Origin of the sequence: Kluyvera sp. Awk 3 (assembly GCF_028069715.1) — a bacterium.
GTDB classification, from domain to species: Bacteria; Pseudomonadota; Gammaproteobacteria; order Enterobacterales; family Enterobacteriaceae; genus Kluyvera; species Kluyvera georgiana_A.
The window spans coordinates 22,339-40,904 of sequence record NZ_JANEWH010000031.1 but is presented as its reverse complement, the minus strand read 5'-3'; the positions used below and the strand labels follow the sequence as shown (position 1 = coordinate 40,904).

The following is an 18,566-nucleotide window of genomic DNA, read 5'->3' as shown; positions in this document are numbered from 1 at the left end:
ATTCCTACACCATGCGTATACTAGGCAGCATATTTTCACGGAAGGATTCTTTCCCCATGAAAATACCGCAGTCTTTAATCTTTATTAACATTATAAAAACGCTTTTAATCTTCTATGTAGCAAGGTGATTGCAGCGCACGTTTAATAAAGGTTTAGCGCATTATCCTTATTTGTTCTTTTTTACTGGTAATCCAAAATGAGCATTATCATTGAACGTGAAGACCGTCACGGAGAAGGTTTTGTTGCCGTTTCTCCTGCCAGCGTGGGCGTAATCTCATTAGCTCGCCGCGTTGCTAAATATAATGTATCAGTCCTGGTGACTGGTGAGACAGGAACGGGCAAGGAGTGTGTCGCTAAATATATCCACGAGCATGCCTGCGGCAGTGAAGCCCCGTACGTCGGGGTTAACTGCGCCGCTATTCCAGAAAGTATGCTGGAAGCGATTTTATTTGGTTATGAGAAAGGTGCATTTACCGGCGCGGTGGCGAGTGTAGCCGGTAAATTTGAGCAGGCAAACGGCGGTACGCTGCTGCTGGATGAAATTGGCGATATGCCGCTGTCATTACAGGCGAAGTTATTACGGGTATTACAGGAGCAGGAAGTTGAACGCCTGGGTAGCCATAAACGTATTCCGCTGGATATTCGACTGATTGCCTCTACCAATAAAGACTTACAACAGGAAATTGCCGAAGGCCGTTTCCGTCAGGATCTGTTTTACCGTATTTCCGTGGTACCTATTCACATCACACCGCTGCGCGAGCGCAAGCAGGACATCCTGCCGCTGGTGCAGCGCTTTATTGCCAAATACCGCGCCTTCCACAAAGGCGACGTGCGCCTGAGCGACGATGCGCGCAACGCGCTGCTCGGCTATGACTGGCCGGGCAATGTGCGTGAGCTGGAGAACGTTATCCAGCGCGGCATGATTCTGGGCAACGGCGATGAAATTAAAGCCGCCGACTTTGGTCTGGTGGCGCGCGTGCCGCTGCCGGAAACCCCGTCGGTGGGCGTCATGCCTGCTTACCGCGAGCAGGATACCGGCAGTTCTGCCATCCGCGACGTGAAGCTGCACGGACGTCTGGCGGAGTACCAGTACATTATCGATCTGCTCAAACGCCATAAAGGCAATAAATCCAAGACCGCGGAGTTTTTAGGCATTACCCCACGCGCTCTGCGTTACCGCCTTGCGTCAATGCGCGACGAAGGCATTGATATTGAATGTTATTCCTGAGGCCAGGAAGGAAGAAATAATGGACAAGATTGCCGCCGCAGGTATTAACACCGCGCACCAGGCGCTGCTGGACCGTATGCAGCAAACGGCCATGCTGGCTTCCGCCGGCTCGGTCAACACCGCACAGACGATTGCCCCGGCGAACAGCGCGTTTGCCAGCACCGACTCGGTCTCTTTTTCCCGCGTGTTAAATAACGCCATCGACAACGTGGACGCGCTACAGCACAGCGCCAGCGCCAAACAGACCGCAATTGATATGGGTCAGAGCGACGACTTAGCCGGCGCGATGATTGAGAGCCAGAAAGCCAGCGTGGCCTTCTCGGCGATGATGCAGGTGCGCAACAAGCTCAACAGCGCGCTCGACGAAGTGATGAATATTTCGCTGTAAGGTCTGTACCGTGTTAAACAAAATCAAAGATCGTCTCCCTGCCGTCTCCCTCCCCGCTGGCATCAACAATCCGAAACTGCTGGTGATTGCCGGCGGCGTGGTGCTGGCGATCGCCATCATTGCGTCGCTGTGGAATCACAATCAGGGCTACGTCGCGCTGTACGGCGCGCAGGAGCAGGTGCCGGTCGCGCAGGTCGTGGACGTACTGGGCGCGGAAAACATTGCCTACCGCATTAATCCGGATAACGGCCAGGTGCTGGTGACCGAAAACAAACTGTCCCAGGCGCGTATGGCGCTGGCGGCCAAAGGCATCAGCGCGGCAACGCCGGACGGCTATGAGCTGATGGATAAAGAAGAGATGCTCGGTAGCAGCCAGTTTATCCAGAACGTGCGCTACAAGCGCAGCCTGGAAGGCGAGCTGGCGAAAAGCATCATGGCGCTGGACCCGGTAGAAACCGCGCGCGTTCATCTTGGGCTGAGCGAGTCCAGCTCGTTTGTGCTGACCAATAAGCCGAACAGCAGCGCCTCGGTTGTGGTGCAACTGCGCTATGGCCGACAGCTGGATGAACAGCAGGTGGCCTCGATTGTGCAACTGGTGTCCGGTTCCGTACCGGGTATGTCCGCCGAGAGCGTACGCGTGGTCGATCAGGCGGGCAATCTGCTGTCTGATGGCGTGGCCGGGCCGGACGGCAGCATCGCCGGTAAACGCCTGGGCGACGATGTCATGCAGCGTATCCGCGAAGACACCAGCAAGAATATCGCCAGCCTGCTGACCTCCCTGGTGGGCGCGGGCAACTACCGCATCAGCGTTGCGCCGACCGTGGACTTAAGCCGTGTGGAAGAGACTCAGGAACGTCTGGGCAAAGATCCGCGCGTCAGCGATGAGCAGCTAAGCCAGGAGAACACCACCAACGAAATGGCGTTCGGGATTCCCGGCTCGCTAAGCAACCGCCCGGTGAACCAGAACCCGCAGGCCGCTGCCGCACAGGCGGCGGGCGATGCGGCTCCAGCGGCTAACACCGCTGCTAACAACACCAGCGACCCGCGTTCCCTCTCCAGCCGTAGCCAGGAGCAGCGTAAATACGCGTTCGATCGCGACATCCGCCATATCCGCCATCCCGGCTACAAGCTGGAGAAATTGAGCGTCGCCGTGGCGTTGAACCAGTCCGCGCCTGCGCTGGCCAATATTACCCCCACTCAGCTGACGTCGATCACCCGTCTGGTGGAGAGCGCCGCCGGTATTGATAAAGAACGTGGCGACGCGCTGACGCTGGACGTGCTCGCCTTCACCGCGCCAGCAACCGACAGCATGCTGAACCAGAAGTGGTGGAAAGACCCGGATATGCAGTACTGGGGACAAAACGGCGGGATTGGCCTGCTGGCCTTACTCACGCTGCTGTTTGGCGTCCGTCCGCTGGCCCAGCGTCTGGGACGTCGCGAGCGTCTGGTGAACGAGGCCCAACAGAACGAACGCGGCCTGTTGACCGATGAGTCCGAAGCTCAGGATGACAATCTCACCGCGCTGCCGAGCACCGCTTTTAACAACAACGACGATCTGCTGCCGCCGCAAAGTTCCGGCCTGGAAACCAAGGTGGAGTATCTCCAGGTTCTGGCCCAGAGCGAGACGGAGCGCGTAGCGGAAGTACTGAAACAGTGGATTAACAGCAATGACCGAAGCAACAGCAAATCGGAATAGTAATTCAGGTAGCCGCAGCCGTCTGGAACAGGCGGCCATTCTGCTGATGAGCGTGGGAGAGGAAGCCGCGGCGCAGGTGATGCAGAAGTTGAACCGTGAAGAGGTTGTGCTGCTGAGCGAAACCATGGCGCGTCTGCATGATGTGAAGGTTAACCACGCGCGTCAGGCGATGAACAACTTCTTCTCCGACTACCGTGAGCAGAGTGGTATCAACGGCGCATCGCGTTATTACCTGCGGAGCATTCTGGAAAAAGCGCTGGGCGGCGAAATTGCCCGCAGCGTGATTAACGGCATCTACGGTGATGAGATTCGCTATCGCATGGCGCGCCTGCAATGGGTGGATATTCCGCAGCTGGCGGCGCTGATTGAGCAAGAGCACCTGCAATTGCAGGCGGTGTTCCTCGCCTTCCTGCCGCCGGATATTGCAGCCAGCGTGTTGAGCGTGCTGCCGAGTGAACGTCAGGACGAAATCATCTACCGCATTGCGCGTCTGGATGACGTTAACCGCGACGTGATCGACGAGCTGGATCGCCTGATTGACCGTGGCATCGCCGTGCTCTCCGAGCACGGCTCGAAGGTCGCCGGTATCAAGCACGCCGCGAATATCGTCAACCGTATCCCCAGCAACCAGCAGGAACTACTGGAGCAGCTGCGCGAACGTGACGAGAGCGTGGTCGACGATCTGCAGGATGAGATGTATGAGTTCTACATCCTCAGCCGCCAGACCCCGATGACCCTGCAACGCCTGATGGATGAAGTGCCGATCGATGAATGGGCCGTGGCGCTGAAGGGCACCGAGCCGGTGCTGCGTCAGGCGATCTTCAACGTCATGCCGAAGCGCCAGGTGACCCTGCTGCAAAGCACCACCACGCGCCTGGGGCCGGTGCCGGTCAGCCGTATCGAGCAGGTGCGTAAAGAGATTATGCAGACCCTGCGCCAGCTGGTGGAAGAGGGTGAGATTCAGGTACAGCTGTTCGCAGAACAGACGGTGGAATAAACCATGTTCAAAAAACGCAGCTTATCGCTGAGCGCCAACCGCCATGCCACCGCGAAACCGCAGCTGCATAAATTCCCGCCGTTGCGTAAACGCTGGGCGACGCCTGACGCGCCGATGGACGACCAGTCGGTTGCCGCGCCGGATCCGGCGGCGTATCAGCAGCAGCTTGAGGAAGGCTTCCGCGAGGGCGTGAATCAGGGCTTCGCGCAGGGAATGGCAGAAGGCAAAGAGGAAGGCTATCAGGAAGGCATGCGTCTGGGCTTTGATGACGGGATGCGTAAAGGGCTCGCCGAAGGTAAACAGCAGGCTCGCCAGCAGTTCCTGGACGCGGCGGCGCCGTTTGAGCGCATCACCGCCGACGTCCAGCGTTTCCTTGACGGTTATGAACAGCGTCGTCGCGAAGAGCTGCTACAGCTGGTGGAGAAAGTCACCCGTCAGGTGATTCGCTGCGAGCTGGCATTGCACCCGACGCAGCTGCTGGCGCTGGTGGAAGAGGCGGTGACCAGCCTGCCGCAGCCGCCGGAGCAAATTCGCGTGATGCTCAATGCTGAAGAATTCCGCCGCATCAGCGAAGCGGAGCCGGAAAAGACCCGCGAGTGGGGGCTGGTTGCCGATCCGGCGCTTGAGCTGGGCGAATGCCGCGTGATTACCGATACCACCGAGATGGACGTTGGCTGTCAGCACCGCCTCGACCAGTGCGTGTCGGTGCTGAAGGACAACCTGTTGCCGGAAGCCGCGCATGAGCAGCCTTGATTTCGAACAGGCGCTGCGCTCCATTGAACAGATCGATCTGGCGCGCGTCGCCGGGAGACTGGTCCGCGTCAACGGCATTTTGCTGGAGTGCGTCGGCTGTCGTCTGGCGATTGGCCAGCTGTGCCACGTCGAAAGCATCGAGCACGAGATGATGGAAGCGCAGGTGGTGGGCTTTGACCGCGAAGTCACCTACCTGATGCCGTTCAAGCAGCCTTCCGGCCTGATTGCCGGCGCGCGCGTGTTTCCCGCCGGAAAAAGCGAAGGCGTGATGATTGGCGACCAGTGGCTGGGGCGGGTGGTTAACGGCCTTGGCGAACCGCTGGATGACAAAGGCAAACTCGGCGGCGACACGCTGCTGCCGCAGCAGCTACCGCAAGTTCACCCGCTGAAACGCCAGCCGGTGGAGGCGCCGCTGGACGTTGGCGTCCGCGCCATTAACGGCCTGCTGACCATCGGCAAAGGCCAGCGCGTGGGGCTGATGGCGGGCAGCGGCGTGGGCAAAAGCGTGCTGCTCGGCATGATTACCCGCTACACCCAGGCCGAAGTGGTGGTGGTGGGGCTGATCGGCGAACGTGGCCGTGAGGTGAAAGAGTTTATCGAGAACTCGCTACAGGCCGAAGGGCTGGCGAAGTCGGTGATTGTCGCCGCACCGGCGGACGAATCGCCGCTGATGCGCATCAAAGCCACCGAGCTGTGTCACACCATCGCCAGCTATTACCGCGATAAAGGCAAAGACGTGCTGCTGCTGGTCGACTCGCTGACCCGCTACGCCATGGCGCAGCGTGAGATTGCGCTATCACTCGGCGAACCTCCCGCCACCAAAGGATATCCGCCGTCGGCGTTCAGTATGATCCCCCGTCTGGTGGAGAGCGCCGGCAACAGCGAAAGCTGCGGATCGATGACCGCGATCTATACCGTGCTGGCGGAGGGCGACGATCAGCAGGATCCGATCGTCGACTGCGCGCGTGCGGTGCTCGACGGCCATATCGTGCTGTCGCGCCATCTGGCGGAAGCAGGACACTATCCGGCCATCGATATCGGCCAGTCGATCAGCCGTTGCATGAGCCAGGTCACCGCCCGCGAACATCAGCTCGCCGCGCGCACGCTTAAGCAGCTGTATGCCGAATACCAGAGCATTAAGCCGTTAATTCCGCTGGGGGGGTACGTTGCTGGCGCAGACCCGCTGGCTGATAGAGCCGTCCGTCTCTCTCCGGCCATCACGCAGTTCTTACAACAGGAAGTTCAGGACGCGGCGTTAATGGATTCGACCGTTAACGATCTGCGTACGCTGGCGCAAGCAGGGTAATGCACGATGAATAAACTGATTTCTACGCTGGAACAGCTTCATCTGATGCGCACGCGCGCGGTTGATGATCTCAGTTCGAAGCTGGCCTCGCAAAAGCAGGTCTGCCAGCGCTTTGAGAAGAATATTGATGCGCTGACCTCGCTGGCCTCCGGGCTGGCGGAGCAGAGCGTCAATAGCGCCGTGATGATGATTAACCAGTCGAAATATAAGCACAATATTCAACGTGTTATCGACTGGCAGAAACAAGAGCAGGCGCTGGCTAACCTCGAAGCGCAAAAAATTCAGGGCAATCTGCTGGCTGAGGCGAAGCGCGAAAAGAGCCTCGAGCTGGTACTGGACGCCAAACGCAGCGACCAACGGATGGAAAGGAGCCGTCGGGAGCAAAAAATGACTGATTCTGTTTCTACCCAGTGTTGGCTGCGTCAGCAGCTGGCCGCCGCGCGCCAACGATAATTGTGATGAAGACCGCCAATAAACCAAACCTGATGTCCGCGCTGCTCGCTCGCCAGCAGCGCCCGCAGCCGCAAACAACGCCATTTGTCAGTGTCGTCTGCCCGACCTATAACCGCCGCGAGTTTCTGCCCTATCTGCTCTATATCTGGCAGTACCAGGACTACCCGGCGGACAAGCGCGAGCTGATTATTCTCGACGATTCTCCGACCAGTAACGCCGATCTCATCGAGATGATGAGCGACCCGGCGACGCCGAACGTACGCTATATCCATAGCCCGGAGCGATTGGTGCTGGGCCATAAACGCAACCGGCTTAACGCGCTGGCGAAGGGCGAGTACATCCTCTGTTTTGATGATGACGACTATTATCCGCCGAATAAAATTTCCCATCAGGTGACGCAGATGCAGAGTCATCACGCGCTGTTCTCCGGTTGCGACCAGATCTACATCTGGTACAGCCACCTGGACAAAATCTACCTGACGCACCCTTTCGGCGCGCACCATGCGCTGAACGGTACTTTTGGCTATCACCGTAATCTGCTGAAGAAAAACCGTTATGACGATGATGCTACCCGGGCAGAAGAGTATGCCTTCCTGAACCGTTTTACGACGCCGGTGCAGCAGATCGACCCGAAGCAGAGCATTCTTTGCATTTCGCACAGCAGTAATACCTTCGATAAAGACTACATCATGGACAGCTCCACAGCGGTAGATCTGACGCTGGAAGATTTCGTCCACGACCCCAACCTGCTGGCGCATTACCGTCGCCTGAGCACCGCGCCGCTCAACACGCTGGTGAACTGGTCGGTGTTTGAGAAGGTTGCCGTGATTTACGAACCGCAGCAGGAGGAGATGCTTCCCGAACGCTGTGAGGCGCTGCTGGCGCTTGGCGTCCAGGCCGATCAAATCTGGCCGGTGGCGAAAGTGAAGGCCGAGTCGAGCGATGCCGCCGCGCGGCAGACCCACTACCAGATTGTGGCGCACGCTAAACAGCAGGGCTGGAAGAACGTGGTGCTGCTGGATGCCGAACTGCGGTTTGTGAAAAAAGAAAACGCGGTGAACAACATCAACAAACTGCTCAACGGCCTGGAACTGCTGGATTGGCAGGTGCTGCTGCTGGGCGGGCGCTATGAACGCTTCGTGCCCACGCGGACCATGCAGGGCGTGGCGCGAATTTACAAAGCGGGCTGCGCGTGCGCCTACGCGGTGAATGCCAACTATTACGACACGTTGCTGGAGACCTACCAGCAAGCGCTCAGTCTGGATCACTGTTGGCAAAATCTGCAGCAGCAGACGCCGCTGTGGCTGGGCTTTAGCCCGAGCTTTGCTTTCTTGCAGCATCATCCAGACCCGAAAACGGGTGAGCTGATCGACTGTACGCACTGGTTTTTCCGTAAACATCGTGAAGCCGAGACGACCAAAGAGAACACACATGGAACTGATTGAACATTACCAACCTGAATTCGTTGCACGCTTCGATGCGCGGGAGACGTCGTGTGCCTGTCCGGCGTGCCAGAATGCCGAACAGGAGTGGCCGCACATCAGCGTAAAGCTGAAAAACCAGCAGCGTGAAACGCTGGATATTGGCTGTGAAACGGCGGCAAAAGAGATGCTGTTCAACCCGGAGGCCTTCGTGCTGCATACCTCAAAGGCCGCGCCGCAGAGTGAAGAGTTACTTTCGGCGTGGAGCGAAGCGCTTAACCAGCAGTGTATCAACCTGGCGGTGCATCCGGCGCTGACGCTGGAAGAGAGCTTGTATGCCATCGGCATACTGCTTAGCAAAGCACAGCAGCATCTGGATAACGGCGAAAGCGATCCGGCGCTACTGGTCGACATGGGGGCGCAGTTGGCCACGCTGGCGGAACAGGGTGTACTGGCGCAGCAGTTTGCTATGTTGCCGCCCATCATCGAGAACCGTGCGGCGGAGCTTAAAGAGATGGGGGCGATGCGCCTGAACCTGAATCTGCCGATGGTGGAGAAAATGGGAATGTCGCTGAAGCTGAGCGAACTGGCGATTATGCAGCCCGCACGTCTGGCAGAGCGTCAGCAGGCGCTGGATTCGGCATGGCCCACGATCGCGCTGTTTGACGAACAGCCGCATACGCTGCGCAATATCCTCATTTATCAGCTGTATAGCGATATTTTCCCCGGCGTAGGCTGCACCAATTACGGCGAAGCGCTGCTCGGCCTCGCGCGGCAGTTTTTCCACATCAAAATGCTGTGCGTCATTCGCGCCGAGCAGAAGGAACTGACCCAGGACGATGTCGCGCTGCTGGTAAGTGCGCTGCGCGGCTGGCAGCAGAAAAATCCGTCAGTGGGTGAGCCAGGGAATACGGCAGATTACAGCTTGCTGTGCGGGTTGTCGCTACTGTAGTGGTGGCCGTACATTCCCCCTGTAGGAGCGGGGGGAATGTGGAGGATATCAGGCGTAACGTGTTTGGCGTTTGAGAATTGTCCGGCGGCGAATGTATTCGCTGAGTTTTTCCATATGATACGGGTTATGTTTATTCAGCCAGATAAACGTAGGCGTATAGTTCATGACCTCTACAGGGAAGTAGCCCCAGGGGGAAATCAACGTTTCCAGCGAGCTCAGTTCGCTCAGCGTGGCGCTCTCCATAGCCAGGACCGGCTTAAAGCGTTGAAGAGCATCTCTGGCACCATGAAGTACGTTTTCCTCCATTCCTTCCACATCGATTTTGATTACGGAAATGGGCAAATCCAGAGGTGTTTTTTCTAAAAGACTGTCAAGAGGCGTTACGCTTACCTTGACGCTGTCTTCACCGCCTCCGGTCAGCATTGACCAGGTTCCCATATTGCCTTCTTTTGCCATGCCCATGGACAGTTCGCCATCTATCTTATCTAACCCGATCTGGAAGAAGCGGACACGATCTTTTACATGATTGATTTCCATATTTATGCAGTGCGTTAGCGCATTCATTGGAATGGGTTCAAATGCCCAAACGCAGGCCCCCATAATTTTGGCGAACCAAAGGCTGTGGTTACCTATATTGGCACCAATATCAAATACCGCGCCCTGCCGATCCCAGAAAAAGCTAAGCGTTTGCAGAAATTCAGCTTCATAGAAGGTGTTATGCTGCCGAATCTGTTGCGGAATAAAATCCTGCTTCATGTGGAAAATAGTGATCATCTCGCCAAGGCAGTTGAATGAGTAGTTATCAAAATCCTCCTCGGCGGCGAAGGTAAATAATTGATTGAGTTTCTCAGTGAGTGGCATTGCCATCATCTTATTCATAGTGATACCTGTTGAATTGTTCGCAGACAGGTAAATCCTTCCGGCCTCGCGTTCGTTTTTGTCAAAATATGCTGTTTAAGTTGGCTAATAGCGTCGGGTGCCAGGGCCGTATGGGGCTGAAAGGCGTAAATGTAGGAATAGTGTGCCGGGCGCTTTTCGGCAATATCTCGCACAATAGCCTGAGGATCGTAGCGTTCGCTGCGCTGCGTTGGCACTGAGAGGAAGCTAAGGTCGTGATCGGATACAACCCAGATTTCAAATGCACGATCCTGCTGTATACCTAGGGCCTGAAAGGCCGTATCCAGTTTCTCTACGGCTTCTCCCATTGCGGGGATAACAATGACTAGATTTTCTAGCCCGCATGCTTTCTCTCGCTTTTCGCGGAGTTGGGCTATGACGGTTTTTATCTGAGAGGCGGGCATTTCCGGGAACAGTAAACGCGCTGGATAGCGCGCGATGATGCTGGAGAATATTCGGTATTCATAGGTGTTATCAACCTGCTGGCCTATTCCCGTCAGGTTGTTGGCGTGCAGGCGATACTGCACGTTATTGCGTGAGGTAAAGAGTACGCTGGCGCTGCCTAGTGCTCGTGACCAGAATTCGTAGTCGTGCGCACGCAGGAAGCTATCGTTAAAGCCACCAACGACATCATAAATCTGTTTTCTTACACAACAGCCAGGATTGATGATAGGGCATCCCAGCACGATCTGTGGCAGCAAATTAGCCGGAGGAAGCGCTGTTTCTGTTCGATAAAAGAGCCGTTGTTCACTGCCGAACTGACTGATACCACACGAGATAATATCGCATGTTGGCCAGCGGGTGAGCAGCATATCGTAATGGCGTAATGTTGAGCGGTGCAGGATATCGTCGCTGTCCAGCCAAACGATGTATTCCCCTTGAGCGTGACTAATCCCGACGTTACGGGTATCTGGTGCATTGGTGTGCTTTTTGGCTATAACTCGCAGACGGGGATCGTCAAACATATCCGCAATTCGCGCCAGGCTGTTGTCGCTTGAGCCGTCATCCACCACTACCACGTCAAAATATGGATAGTCCACGTTCAGCGCTGAAGTGATGGCCGATATGATCATCTCTTCCCGATTGTAGCTTGGGATAATAATGGTAAAAGTGCGCACTGCTTCAGGTTGTGTCCAGCATTCGCGGTAGGCTTCGGTGAAACTATCCTGTTTGAGTAACGTGACTGCCTGCTGCGCATAATATTCGGCGGGCATAGGGGGCGTTAAAAGCTGTTCAATTGCTTCATCCAGTTGGGTAAAACACCATTCTGCGGGGAGGTATTCACGCAACCCGCCGCTCGCGGAAAACACGACTGGTTTGACACCGGCCATCATGGCTTCAAAAATGCCCATGCCCTGTGATTCGAAATAGCTGGTAGAGAGCAGATACGATTTATTGCTATACCACTGGGCCATCTTATGGGGCGGGATTTCGCCTTCAATTCTTATATATTTAGCCATCCCGGCTTGCGCTATAAACTCGATGAATGACTCATACAGACACTCATCTTCAACGCGTCCAACGATGGTTAGCCGATAGCGATTATTTCGCTGGATCAGCATTTGCATAATCGGAATCAGGAGAAACAGATTTTTGATGCCGACAAATCGAGCGACGCAGCCTATCTGGTAACCGTCGCGCCGGGTTTTCCGGGCTGTGCTGGCTGGCTGATGGTGGGTGAGATTGCCGATGACTTTTAATACCAACGTTGAGGGCAACTTATCGCCCAGCAGCGTCATAAATCGGACTTTCATCGCTTCTGAGACAAAGATGACCTCATCGATATTATGCCAGTTGGCGTTTAAAAAGGTTTTGTCGTACAGCTCATAGCGATGAATACGGCAAACCATGCGGCAGGATTTCTGTAAATGGCTGGCGGCGATAACCGCACTATCTCCCCACTCAAACCAGGCAACATCGCAGTGTTGTAACCAACCCTGTAGCACTTCTTTGGTTAACCCTTTCAGTGAAAGCGGCGTCACTAAATGACCATCCTGGCGAGCAAGGTGGATCAGCGGCTCAGCAAAGTGGTAATTATCGGCCGTTGCGGTCATCACAATATGCTGACGTGGCTCGGGGAGTACGGAGAAATAAAAGTCATCCCCTTGTGCAGACTGGCATAGGCAGCGGTAGCCTTTACGGCCTAACCAGTATGCAGCCTGGGCAAAGGTATCTTCATCGGCGTTGCAGAGGAGCAGGTCACTGAAAGTTGGCGTCACATCCAGCCACGTTTTCAGTTGGTTAAGGATATCTAAACCACCTTGTACCTGGACAAAATCAAACGGTTGTTTGAATGACGGCTCACCCTGTTGAAAGGCATCGCTCACGCATTGGATATCCAGAATAGACGGGATATCGTTGCGAGCCTCGTTTGAGGTAAAGCCGATTCTTAACAGTGAATGAAAGGTTCTCTGGTGTGCTTCAGCCAGCTGGTGAAGCATGTGGGATGTTGGCATTTTGGCTACTCAGAAGGGAAAACAAAAAAGCAGGGACTCACCCCTGCTGATACAACCAATTCTCCGGCGCGCTGGCATTCTGCAAATTCCCCAGAATCTCCTGTTGCATACTCATCAACGCCCCGTTGTAGTCGTTGGCGATCCGGCAATCAGCAGCCTGCTGCTGAAGGCTTTGCCAGAGGGCGGAAACAGAAGGCTGATGGGCGGCGGGCAGGCGGGCGATCAGCGTTTTCAGGCCTTCGGTGCTCGGGTCAATCCCTAACTGGCCGAGAATCTGGTAGCGCTGCTGGCTGCTTTGCGACAGCTGATGGTACAGCGCCATAATCTGCTCGTTCACGCTATCTAACGCGGCAGCGTCGCGGGCAACAATGTGGTGGCGCTGCTTTTCAAGTAGTGTGGTCAGGGCATGATAGCGTTTACGGTCTTCGGTCATGTCCTGAATCAGTGCTTTAACGCGTTGGGCTGCGTTAGTCATAAATTACCTCTGGAAATACTTTTGCATCGCATCGGTCAGTGAATCAATATTGACGCTGATTTTGCCGCTGCTGATGGCTTCTTTCATTTCGGCGACGCGCGCCATGTCGACTTCTGGCAGCGTGCTCAGCTGCGTTTGCGCATCGCCAAGAACCGGATCAATCGCGGCGCTGCGCGTCACGCTGGTGCCTTCCTGAGCCACGGTGCGGGTCTGCTCCGCGCTGCTGGCTTTATTGATTGCGGTGGTCAGGTTGTACTGTGGTGCGGTTACTTTCATCGCTGCGCCCTCGTTCTCATTGTTTATGGTGGTGGCGTATGAACCTTGCCCTGCGGAAGTCGGACTTCCTGTGCCGTTGTCAGTAAAGAGCGGCAGTTAAGGAAGATAACTTAAACGTTGCGGGAAGTTTTTTAATTCCCGCTGGCGTACACCATGTTTACCACGCCGATGTCGGCGACAATGGCGCTGACCACGCGACCGCTACTCTCGTTTTTCACCTTAATAATCTCGCCCTTACGCCCCTTTTTCATGGCTTCGCCCATGGTACGGGCCTCGACGCCATTTTGTTCAGCCACCATCAGCACTCGCTGGCCACGTTCAACCAGCAGCGGTGACTCCAGTTGGTTGAGCGTAATCGGCTGGCGGTCGCGCACGCGGCGCTTCACGGTCAGGCCGATAACCTCTGCCGGATCGGTCAGGTAGTCGCCACGCGTGTTGCTGATGTTGAGTTTTTTAATGGTGAGGTTGTCGGCGGAAATCTGCTGGCCGCGTTCGAGGGTGCTGTCGGCCACGACGACTGGCAGATAGATATCCGGTTTGACGGTGACCGCGATATCCCAGCCGTTGGCATCCGCACAGCGCACATCAAAACGTAGACGGTTGAGATCGAGACGGTCGCCGCCGGGGATCGACACGGCAGGTTCCTGGCTGCAGGTCGCGTACTGCGAGGCTTCGGAGGGAATAAACAGGTTCATTTTCGCCTGATATTCCGGCCACCGGCGGCGTTTCGCTTCCTGGCGAACAATATCAGCCGCGTGGAGCTGGACGGCGACATAGATTTGCTTACGGGCGCTGGTCGGGCGCTCAGCGGCGGACGCGGGAATCGCGGCAGAGATAGCGAGCAGGAAAAGGCCGGTGAGGAAGCGGAAATCCCGTTTCACACTGGCGCGAAAAAAATGAACAAAAACATTATAAATCATGTAATTAAAACCTTGGCATGAATATTGCTATACGAGTGAGCAGATCATGCAGGTTTTAGCATCACGAGGGTGTGAATTGTGAGTATTACTTTTGACAAAGCATTGGGCGTTCATCCACAGGCTGTAGCACTTCGACTTTCCCGAGCAGAGCTGCTTTCAGCCAATCTGGCAAACGTTGATACCCCCAACTTCCAGGCTAAAGATATTGATTTTGCCTCCGAGATGCAACGCTCACGGTCGAGTTTTTCCACGCAGACGTCAGCGCAGGAGATGTATCGCGTGCCCTATCAACCCTCTTCAGACGGCAACACCGTCTCGTTGAACGTTGAGCAGGCCGAGTTTGCGAAAAACACCCAGGACTACCAAATGAGCCTGGCCTTTTTAAACATGAAGTTCACTGGTCTCAAGCAGGCCATTGAAGGCAAGTAATCCAACGCAGGTAACCACGCAATATGGCTTTTTCGGATATCTATCGCGTTTCGGGGTCGGCGATGACGGCGCAAACAGTTCGTCTTAACACCATCGCCAGTAACCTCGCCAACGCGGAAACCGCCTCCGCCACCGAAGACGGCACCTATAAAGCGCGTCGTCCGGTGTTTGCTGCGGTTTATCAAAACGATGAGTTGATGCACAGCCGCGCGCTCACCGGCGCGCGCGTGCAGGTGATGGACGTCATTGAAACGGGCAACGCGGTGCAGCGCTATGAGCCGCACAACCCGATGGCAAGCGACGACGGCTACGTCTACTACCCGGACGTCAACGTGGTGGAAGAGATGGCGGACATGATGTCAGCGTCACGTGGGTTTGAAACCAACGTCGACGTACTTAACAGCGTAAAAAGCATGCAGCAAAGCCTGCTGCGACTTGGGGAAGTATAAGCATGAACGTTGATAACTCTTACGCCAATAGCCGGGCTTCCAGCTCCACCGACGGCATTACCAGCAACAGCACCGCCTCCGGCATGAACACCATGTTTATGCAGCTGCTGGTAGCGCAGATCCAGAACCAGGATCCGCTCAACCCAACCGACGGGACCGAGTACGTCAGTCAGCTGGCGCAGCTGACCCAGGTGCAGTCGATGGAAACCATGTCGCAGCTAATGGCCAACAGCTCTGTGCTGATGGACAACCTGCAAACTCTCACCACCGGCAACCTGGTCGGGCAGCATGTGATGGTACAGACCAGTTCTATCGAGAGTGACGGTGAAACCGTGCTTGATGGTCGTCTGACGCTGGAGCACGCGGCCAACGTGGTGACGGTGATTGTTAAAGATTCCGCTGGCGTCGAGCACAAAATCGAGCTGGGCAAACAGGAAGCCGGACAGGTGGATTTCAACATCGATCCGGAAGAACTCGGCCTGAGCGAAGGGAAATATACCCTGAGCGTGGTGACCGATACCGGCGAAGAGAACGTGCCGGTTGAAATCGGCGGCGTGGTGAACAACGTGCGTATCCCGCTCGACGGCAGCTCGACCGTACTGAACATCAACGGTCTGGGTGAAATCGCCTACAACAATATTACCCAGTTTGGTAACACCTCTAAGAACAAAGCCTGAAGTGAATCAGGCAGTTAATTAAACAGGAACGATTATGAGCTTTAGTATTGCAACTTCCGGTCTGAATGCCGTTACCGAACAGCTGAACGCTATCTCGAACAACATTGCCAACTCCGGCACCGTGGGCTTCAAGTCTGGCCGCGCTGAGTTCTCCGCGCTGTATGCGGAAAGCCAGCCGCTGGGCGTCGGCGTTTCAGCGGTAACCCAGAGCATTACCAAAGGGGGAAGCATCTCTTCCACCGGCACCGCGCTGGATCTGGCGATTAACGGCAACGGTTTCTTTATGGTTCGCGATAGCGCGGGTACCACTGCTTACACCCGTGCGGGTTACTTCGGCACCGATAGCGCCGGTAACCTGGTCAATAACCTGGGCATGTACCTGCAAGGGTATCCGGTTGATGCCAACGGTACGCTACAGGTGGGAACCATCAGCAACCTGACCATCAGCAGCGGTTCTATTCCGGCGAAAGCGACCGAGAGCATCGACTTTACCGCGAACCTGGATGCGCGCGCGGAAGTCCCGGCGACCTCGCCGTTCGACCCGAAAGACAACACCTCTTACAACAACTCCTACACGACTCAGGTTTATGACTCTCTGGGCCGCGAACACACGCTGAACCAGTATTTTGTGAAGACCGGTGAAAACGAGTGGGAAGTGCATTACTACATGGACGATAAGCCGGTGACCAATGGCGGCGTCGATCAGGTGCAGAACCTGACCTTCAATAGCCAGGGCATCCTGACCAACCCGAGTGGTTCCGTTCCGCTGACAGCAGACATTGCGGGCGCTGAATCCATCACTATCGACATGAGCTACAACGGCACCTCCCAGTACGGCTCCGATTTCTCCGTCAGCAAAAACAAAGGCGACGGCTACGCCTCCGGTGAACGTACCGGCCAGGCGATCGATGAAGACGGCAGCGTGTACGCCACCTTCTCCAACGGTGAACGACTGCTGCAGGGCCAGCTGGTACTGGCGAACTTCACCAACCCGAACGGTCTGCAGTCGCAGGACGGCACCACCTGGGCGCAAACCGCCAGCTCCGGCGCGCCGCTGACCGGTACGCCGGGTTCCGGCCTGCTGGGTTCTATCGTTTCCGGTGCGCTGGAGTCGTCCAACGTCGATCTGACCTCCGAGCTGGTGGGCCTGATGACCGCGCAGCGTAACTACCAGGCGAACACCAAAGTCATCAGCACCAACGACAGCATGATGAGCGCGCTGTTCCAGGCGGTGTAATCGATGGATCGCTTACTTTTCACCGCGGTGAGCGGCGCGTCGCGCAGCCTGTCGCAGCAGGAGATCCACGCGAACAACCTGGCCAACGTCAACACTCAGGGTTTCCGCAGCGATCTCGACAACGCGTTGACCCAACAGGTGAGCGGCGAGGGCTATGCCACCCGCTACCTGGCGCAGCCCACTCAGGGCGGCGTCGATTTAGCGCCAGGCGCGGTACGGGAAACCGGCCGCGATCTGGACATCGCCGTAAAAGGCGATGGGTTGATTGCGCTGCGCAGCGGCAACCGTGAGGTCTATACCCGCAACGGCCAGATTGATATCAATGCCGAAGGGGAGCTGTCGATCAACGGGCTGCCGCTGGAAGGCGATAACGGCCCTATCGTGCTGCCGCCGTACTCGTCAGTCTCCATCGCTGAAGATGGGGTGATCACCATCGTGCCGGATGACGGCGACATTGCCGCGCCGATGGATATCGACCGCGTGAAGCTGGTGAACATTCCGGCCAGTGCGCTGAGCAAAAACGACGCGGGTTTCCTGGTGAGCAACGCGGCGTTTACCCCACGCGATGAAGACGTGACGGTGGCCGCCGGGCATCTGGAAGCGGCCAACGTGTCGGCCATCGGCGAAATGGTCTCCAGTATTGCGCTCAACCGTCAGTTTGAAGCGCAGATCAAGATGATGAAAGCCGCAGAAGATCTCGCCACCGCAGGCAACCGCCTGATTCGCGGCACTTAAGAATACGATTAAGGAATACCAATGAATCCTGCTTTATGGATCAGCAAAACGGGGTTAGCGGCGCAAGACGCCCGCATGACCACCATTTCGAACAACCTGGCGAACGTTAACACCACCAGTTTTAAACGCGATCGCGCGATGTTTGCCGATCTGTTCTATCAGAATCAGCGCACGCCGGGCGGCCAGCTGGATCAGAACAACGTCTCCCCGACCGGCATCCAGTACGGGACCGGCGTTAAGGTCGTTGGAACGCAGAAAGAGTTCACCGTCGGCAGCATCCAGAACACCGGGCAAAGCCTTGATGTGGCGATCTCCGGTCAGGGTTTCTTCCAGGTCGAAACCGCCAATGGCGATATCGCCTACACCCGCGCCGGCAACCTGCAGAAAACGCCGGAAGGCGTGCTGACCAATGCCCAGGGCCTGCCGCTGATCCCACAGATTGAGCTGCCGGACAACGTCAAAGACCTGCAGATTGGTAAAGACGGCACGATTACCGCCACCGTGGCGGGCGAGGCCGATCCGGTTGAGCTGGGTCAGTTGACGCTGGTGAACTTCGTCAATCCGGCCGGTCTGGAAGCCATCGGCGGCAACCTGTACCTCGAAACCGCGGCCAGCGGCCAGGCGGTAGAAGGCGTACCGGGTGAAGAGGCGTTTGGCCAGCTGGAACAAGGGTCGCTCGAAGGCTCTAACGTACAGGTCGTTGAGGAGATGGTCGATATGATCACCGTTCAGCGCGCCTATGAAATGAACGCCAAAATGGTCTCTGCCGCCGACGACATGCTGAAGTTTGTCACGCAGTCGATGTAACGGTAGGGCAGTGA

At 56.2% G+C, this 18,566-nt stretch carries 20 protein-coding genes; 15 read left to right on the top strand and 5 right to left on the bottom strand.

Annotation, left to right across the window (positions count from 1 at the left end):
• The first annotated feature begins 196 nt into the window (after nucleotides 1–196).
• The 9 genes from NNN71_RS09135 to NNN71_RS09095 are packed head-to-tail and all read left to right on the top strand — an operon-like array spanning nucleotide 197 to nucleotide 9,194.
• The gene (locus tag NNN71_RS09135) at nucleotides 197–1,228 is read left to right on the top strand and encodes a sigma-54 interaction domain-containing protein (protein WP_167574735.1); all 1,032 of its coding nucleotides are present in this window, start codon (nucleotides 197–199) and stop codon (nucleotides 1,226–1,228) included.
• Between the two features lie 19 nt (nucleotides 1,229–1,247).
• Nucleotides 1,248–1,616 carry a flagellar hook-basal body complex protein FliE gene (fliE, locus tag NNN71_RS09130; RefSeq protein ID WP_167574736.1) on the top strand — a complete coding sequence of 123 codons (369 nt, stop codon included), beginning with the start codon at nucleotides 1,248–1,250 and terminating at the stop codon, nucleotides 1,614–1,616.
• Nucleotides 1,617–1,626: 10 nt separating this feature from the next.
• Entirely contained in the window at nucleotides 1,627–3,312 is a 1,686-nt protein-coding gene (fliF, locus tag NNN71_RS09125) for a flagellar basal-body MS-ring/collar protein FliF (protein ID WP_271458364.1), read from the top strand.
• A complete protein-coding gene (locus NNN71_RS09120) occupies nucleotides 3,284–4,309 on the top strand; it encodes a flagellar motor switch protein FliG (protein WP_167574738.1) in 1,026 nt (341 codons plus the stop codon). Before fliF ends, NNN71_RS09120 begins: the two co-directional genes overlap by 29 nt.
• Nucleotides 4,310–4,312: 3 nt before the next feature.
• Nucleotides 4,313–5,062 carry a flagellar assembly protein FliH gene (gene fliH, locus NNN71_RS09115; protein ID WP_249022568.1) on the top strand — a complete coding sequence of 250 codons (750 nt, stop codon included), beginning with the start codon at nucleotides 4,313–4,315 and terminating at the stop codon, nucleotides 5,060–5,062.
• Nucleotides 5,049–6,368 carry a flagellar protein export ATPase FliI gene (fliI, locus tag NNN71_RS09110; protein WP_167574740.1) on the top strand — a complete coding sequence of 440 codons (1,320 nt, stop codon included), beginning with the start codon at nucleotides 5,049–5,051 and terminating at the stop codon, nucleotides 6,366–6,368. Before fliH ends, fliI begins: the two co-directional genes overlap by 14 nt.
• Nucleotides 6,369–6,374: 6 nt before the next feature.
• Nucleotides 6,375–6,821 carry a flagellar export protein FliJ gene (fliJ, locus tag NNN71_RS09105; RefSeq protein WP_271458363.1) on the top strand — a complete coding sequence of 149 codons (447 nt, stop codon included), beginning with the start codon at nucleotides 6,375–6,377 and terminating at the stop codon, nucleotides 6,819–6,821.
• Between the two features lie 5 nt (nucleotides 6,822–6,826).
• Entirely contained in the window at nucleotides 6,827–8,266 is a 1,440-nt protein-coding gene (locus NNN71_RS09100; RefSeq protein ID WP_271458362.1) for a glycosyltransferase family 2 protein, read from the top strand.
• The gene (locus tag NNN71_RS09095; protein WP_271458361.1) at nucleotides 8,253–9,194 is read left to right on the top strand and encodes a hypothetical protein; all 942 of its coding nucleotides are present in this window, start codon (nucleotides 8,253–8,255) and stop codon (nucleotides 9,192–9,194) included. The genes NNN71_RS09100 and NNN71_RS09095 overlap by 14 nt, the downstream gene beginning before the upstream one ends.
• 48 nt (nucleotides 9,195–9,242) lie before the next feature.
• On the opposite strand, the gene NNN71_RS09090 is transcribed toward NNN71_RS09095, so the two are convergent.
• The 5 genes from NNN71_RS09090 to flgA form a co-directional block, all read right to left on the bottom strand.
• Entirely contained in the window at nucleotides 9,243–10,073 is an 831-nt protein-coding gene (locus NNN71_RS09090) for an FkbM family methyltransferase (protein WP_271458360.1), read from the bottom strand.
• Nucleotides 10,070–12,547, bottom strand: coding sequence for a glycosyltransferase (locus NNN71_RS09085; RefSeq protein ID WP_271458359.1), 2,478 nt, complete (start codon nucleotides 12,545–12,547; stop codon nucleotides 10,070–10,072). Before NNN71_RS09085 ends, NNN71_RS09090 begins: the two co-directional genes overlap by 4 nt.
• A 37-nt stretch (nucleotides 12,548–12,584) precedes the next feature.
• On the bottom strand, nucleotides 12,585–13,022 hold the full coding sequence (locus tag NNN71_RS09080; protein ID WP_271458358.1) for a flagellar protein FlgN: 438 nt from the start codon (nucleotides 13,020–13,022) through the stop codon (nucleotides 12,585–12,587).
• Nucleotides 13,023–13,025: 3 nt separating this feature from the next.
• Entirely contained in the window at nucleotides 13,026–13,325 is a 300-nt protein-coding gene (gene flgM, locus NNN71_RS09075) for a flagellar biosynthesis anti-sigma factor FlgM (protein ID WP_223804129.1), read from the bottom strand.
• A gap of 104 nt (nucleotides 13,326–13,429) precedes the next feature.
• Nucleotides 13,430–14,218: a flagellar basal body P-ring formation chaperone FlgA gene (gene flgA, locus NNN71_RS09070; protein WP_167574749.1), complete on the bottom strand. Its 789-nt coding sequence runs from the start codon at nucleotides 14,216–14,218 to the stop codon at nucleotides 13,430–13,432.
• 78 nt (nucleotides 14,219–14,296) lie between these two features.
• Between flgA and flgB the strand changes: the two genes are divergently transcribed.
• The 6 genes from flgB to flgG are packed head-to-tail and all read left to right on the top strand — an operon-like array spanning nucleotide 14,297 to nucleotide 18,552.
• Nucleotides 14,297–14,647 (top strand): flagellar basal body rod protein FlgB, encoded by a 351-nt coding sequence (gene flgB / locus NNN71_RS09065; RefSeq protein ID WP_167574750.1) that lies wholly within the window; start codon nucleotides 14,297–14,299, stop codon nucleotides 14,645–14,647.
• Between the two features lie 23 nt (nucleotides 14,648–14,670).
• Entirely contained in the window at nucleotides 14,671–15,096 is a 426-nt protein-coding gene (gene flgC, locus NNN71_RS09060) for a flagellar basal body rod protein FlgC (RefSeq protein WP_167574751.1), read from the top strand.
• 2 nt (nucleotides 15,097–15,098) lie between these two features.
• Nucleotides 15,099–15,773: a flagellar hook assembly protein FlgD gene (gene flgD / locus NNN71_RS09055; protein ID WP_167574752.1), complete on the top strand. Its 675-nt coding sequence runs from the start codon at nucleotides 15,099–15,101 to the stop codon at nucleotides 15,771–15,773.
• A gap of 34 nt (nucleotides 15,774–15,807) precedes the next feature.
• Nucleotides 15,808–17,010, top strand: a complete 1,203-nt coding sequence (gene flgE / locus NNN71_RS09050; protein ID WP_271458357.1) for a flagellar hook protein FlgE — start codon at nucleotides 15,808–15,810, stop codon at nucleotides 17,008–17,010.
• 3 nt (nucleotides 17,011–17,013) lie between these two features.
• Entirely contained in the window at nucleotides 17,014–17,745 is a 732-nt protein-coding gene (locus NNN71_RS09045) for a flagellar basal body rod protein FlgF (protein WP_167574754.1), read from the top strand.
• A gap of 21 nt (nucleotides 17,746–17,766) precedes the next feature.
• Nucleotides 17,767–18,552 (top strand): flagellar basal-body rod protein FlgG, encoded by a 786-nt coding sequence (flgG, locus tag NNN71_RS09040; protein ID WP_167574755.1) that lies wholly within the window; start codon nucleotides 17,767–17,769, stop codon nucleotides 18,550–18,552.
• Nucleotides 18,553–18,566 lie beyond the last annotated feature (14 nt).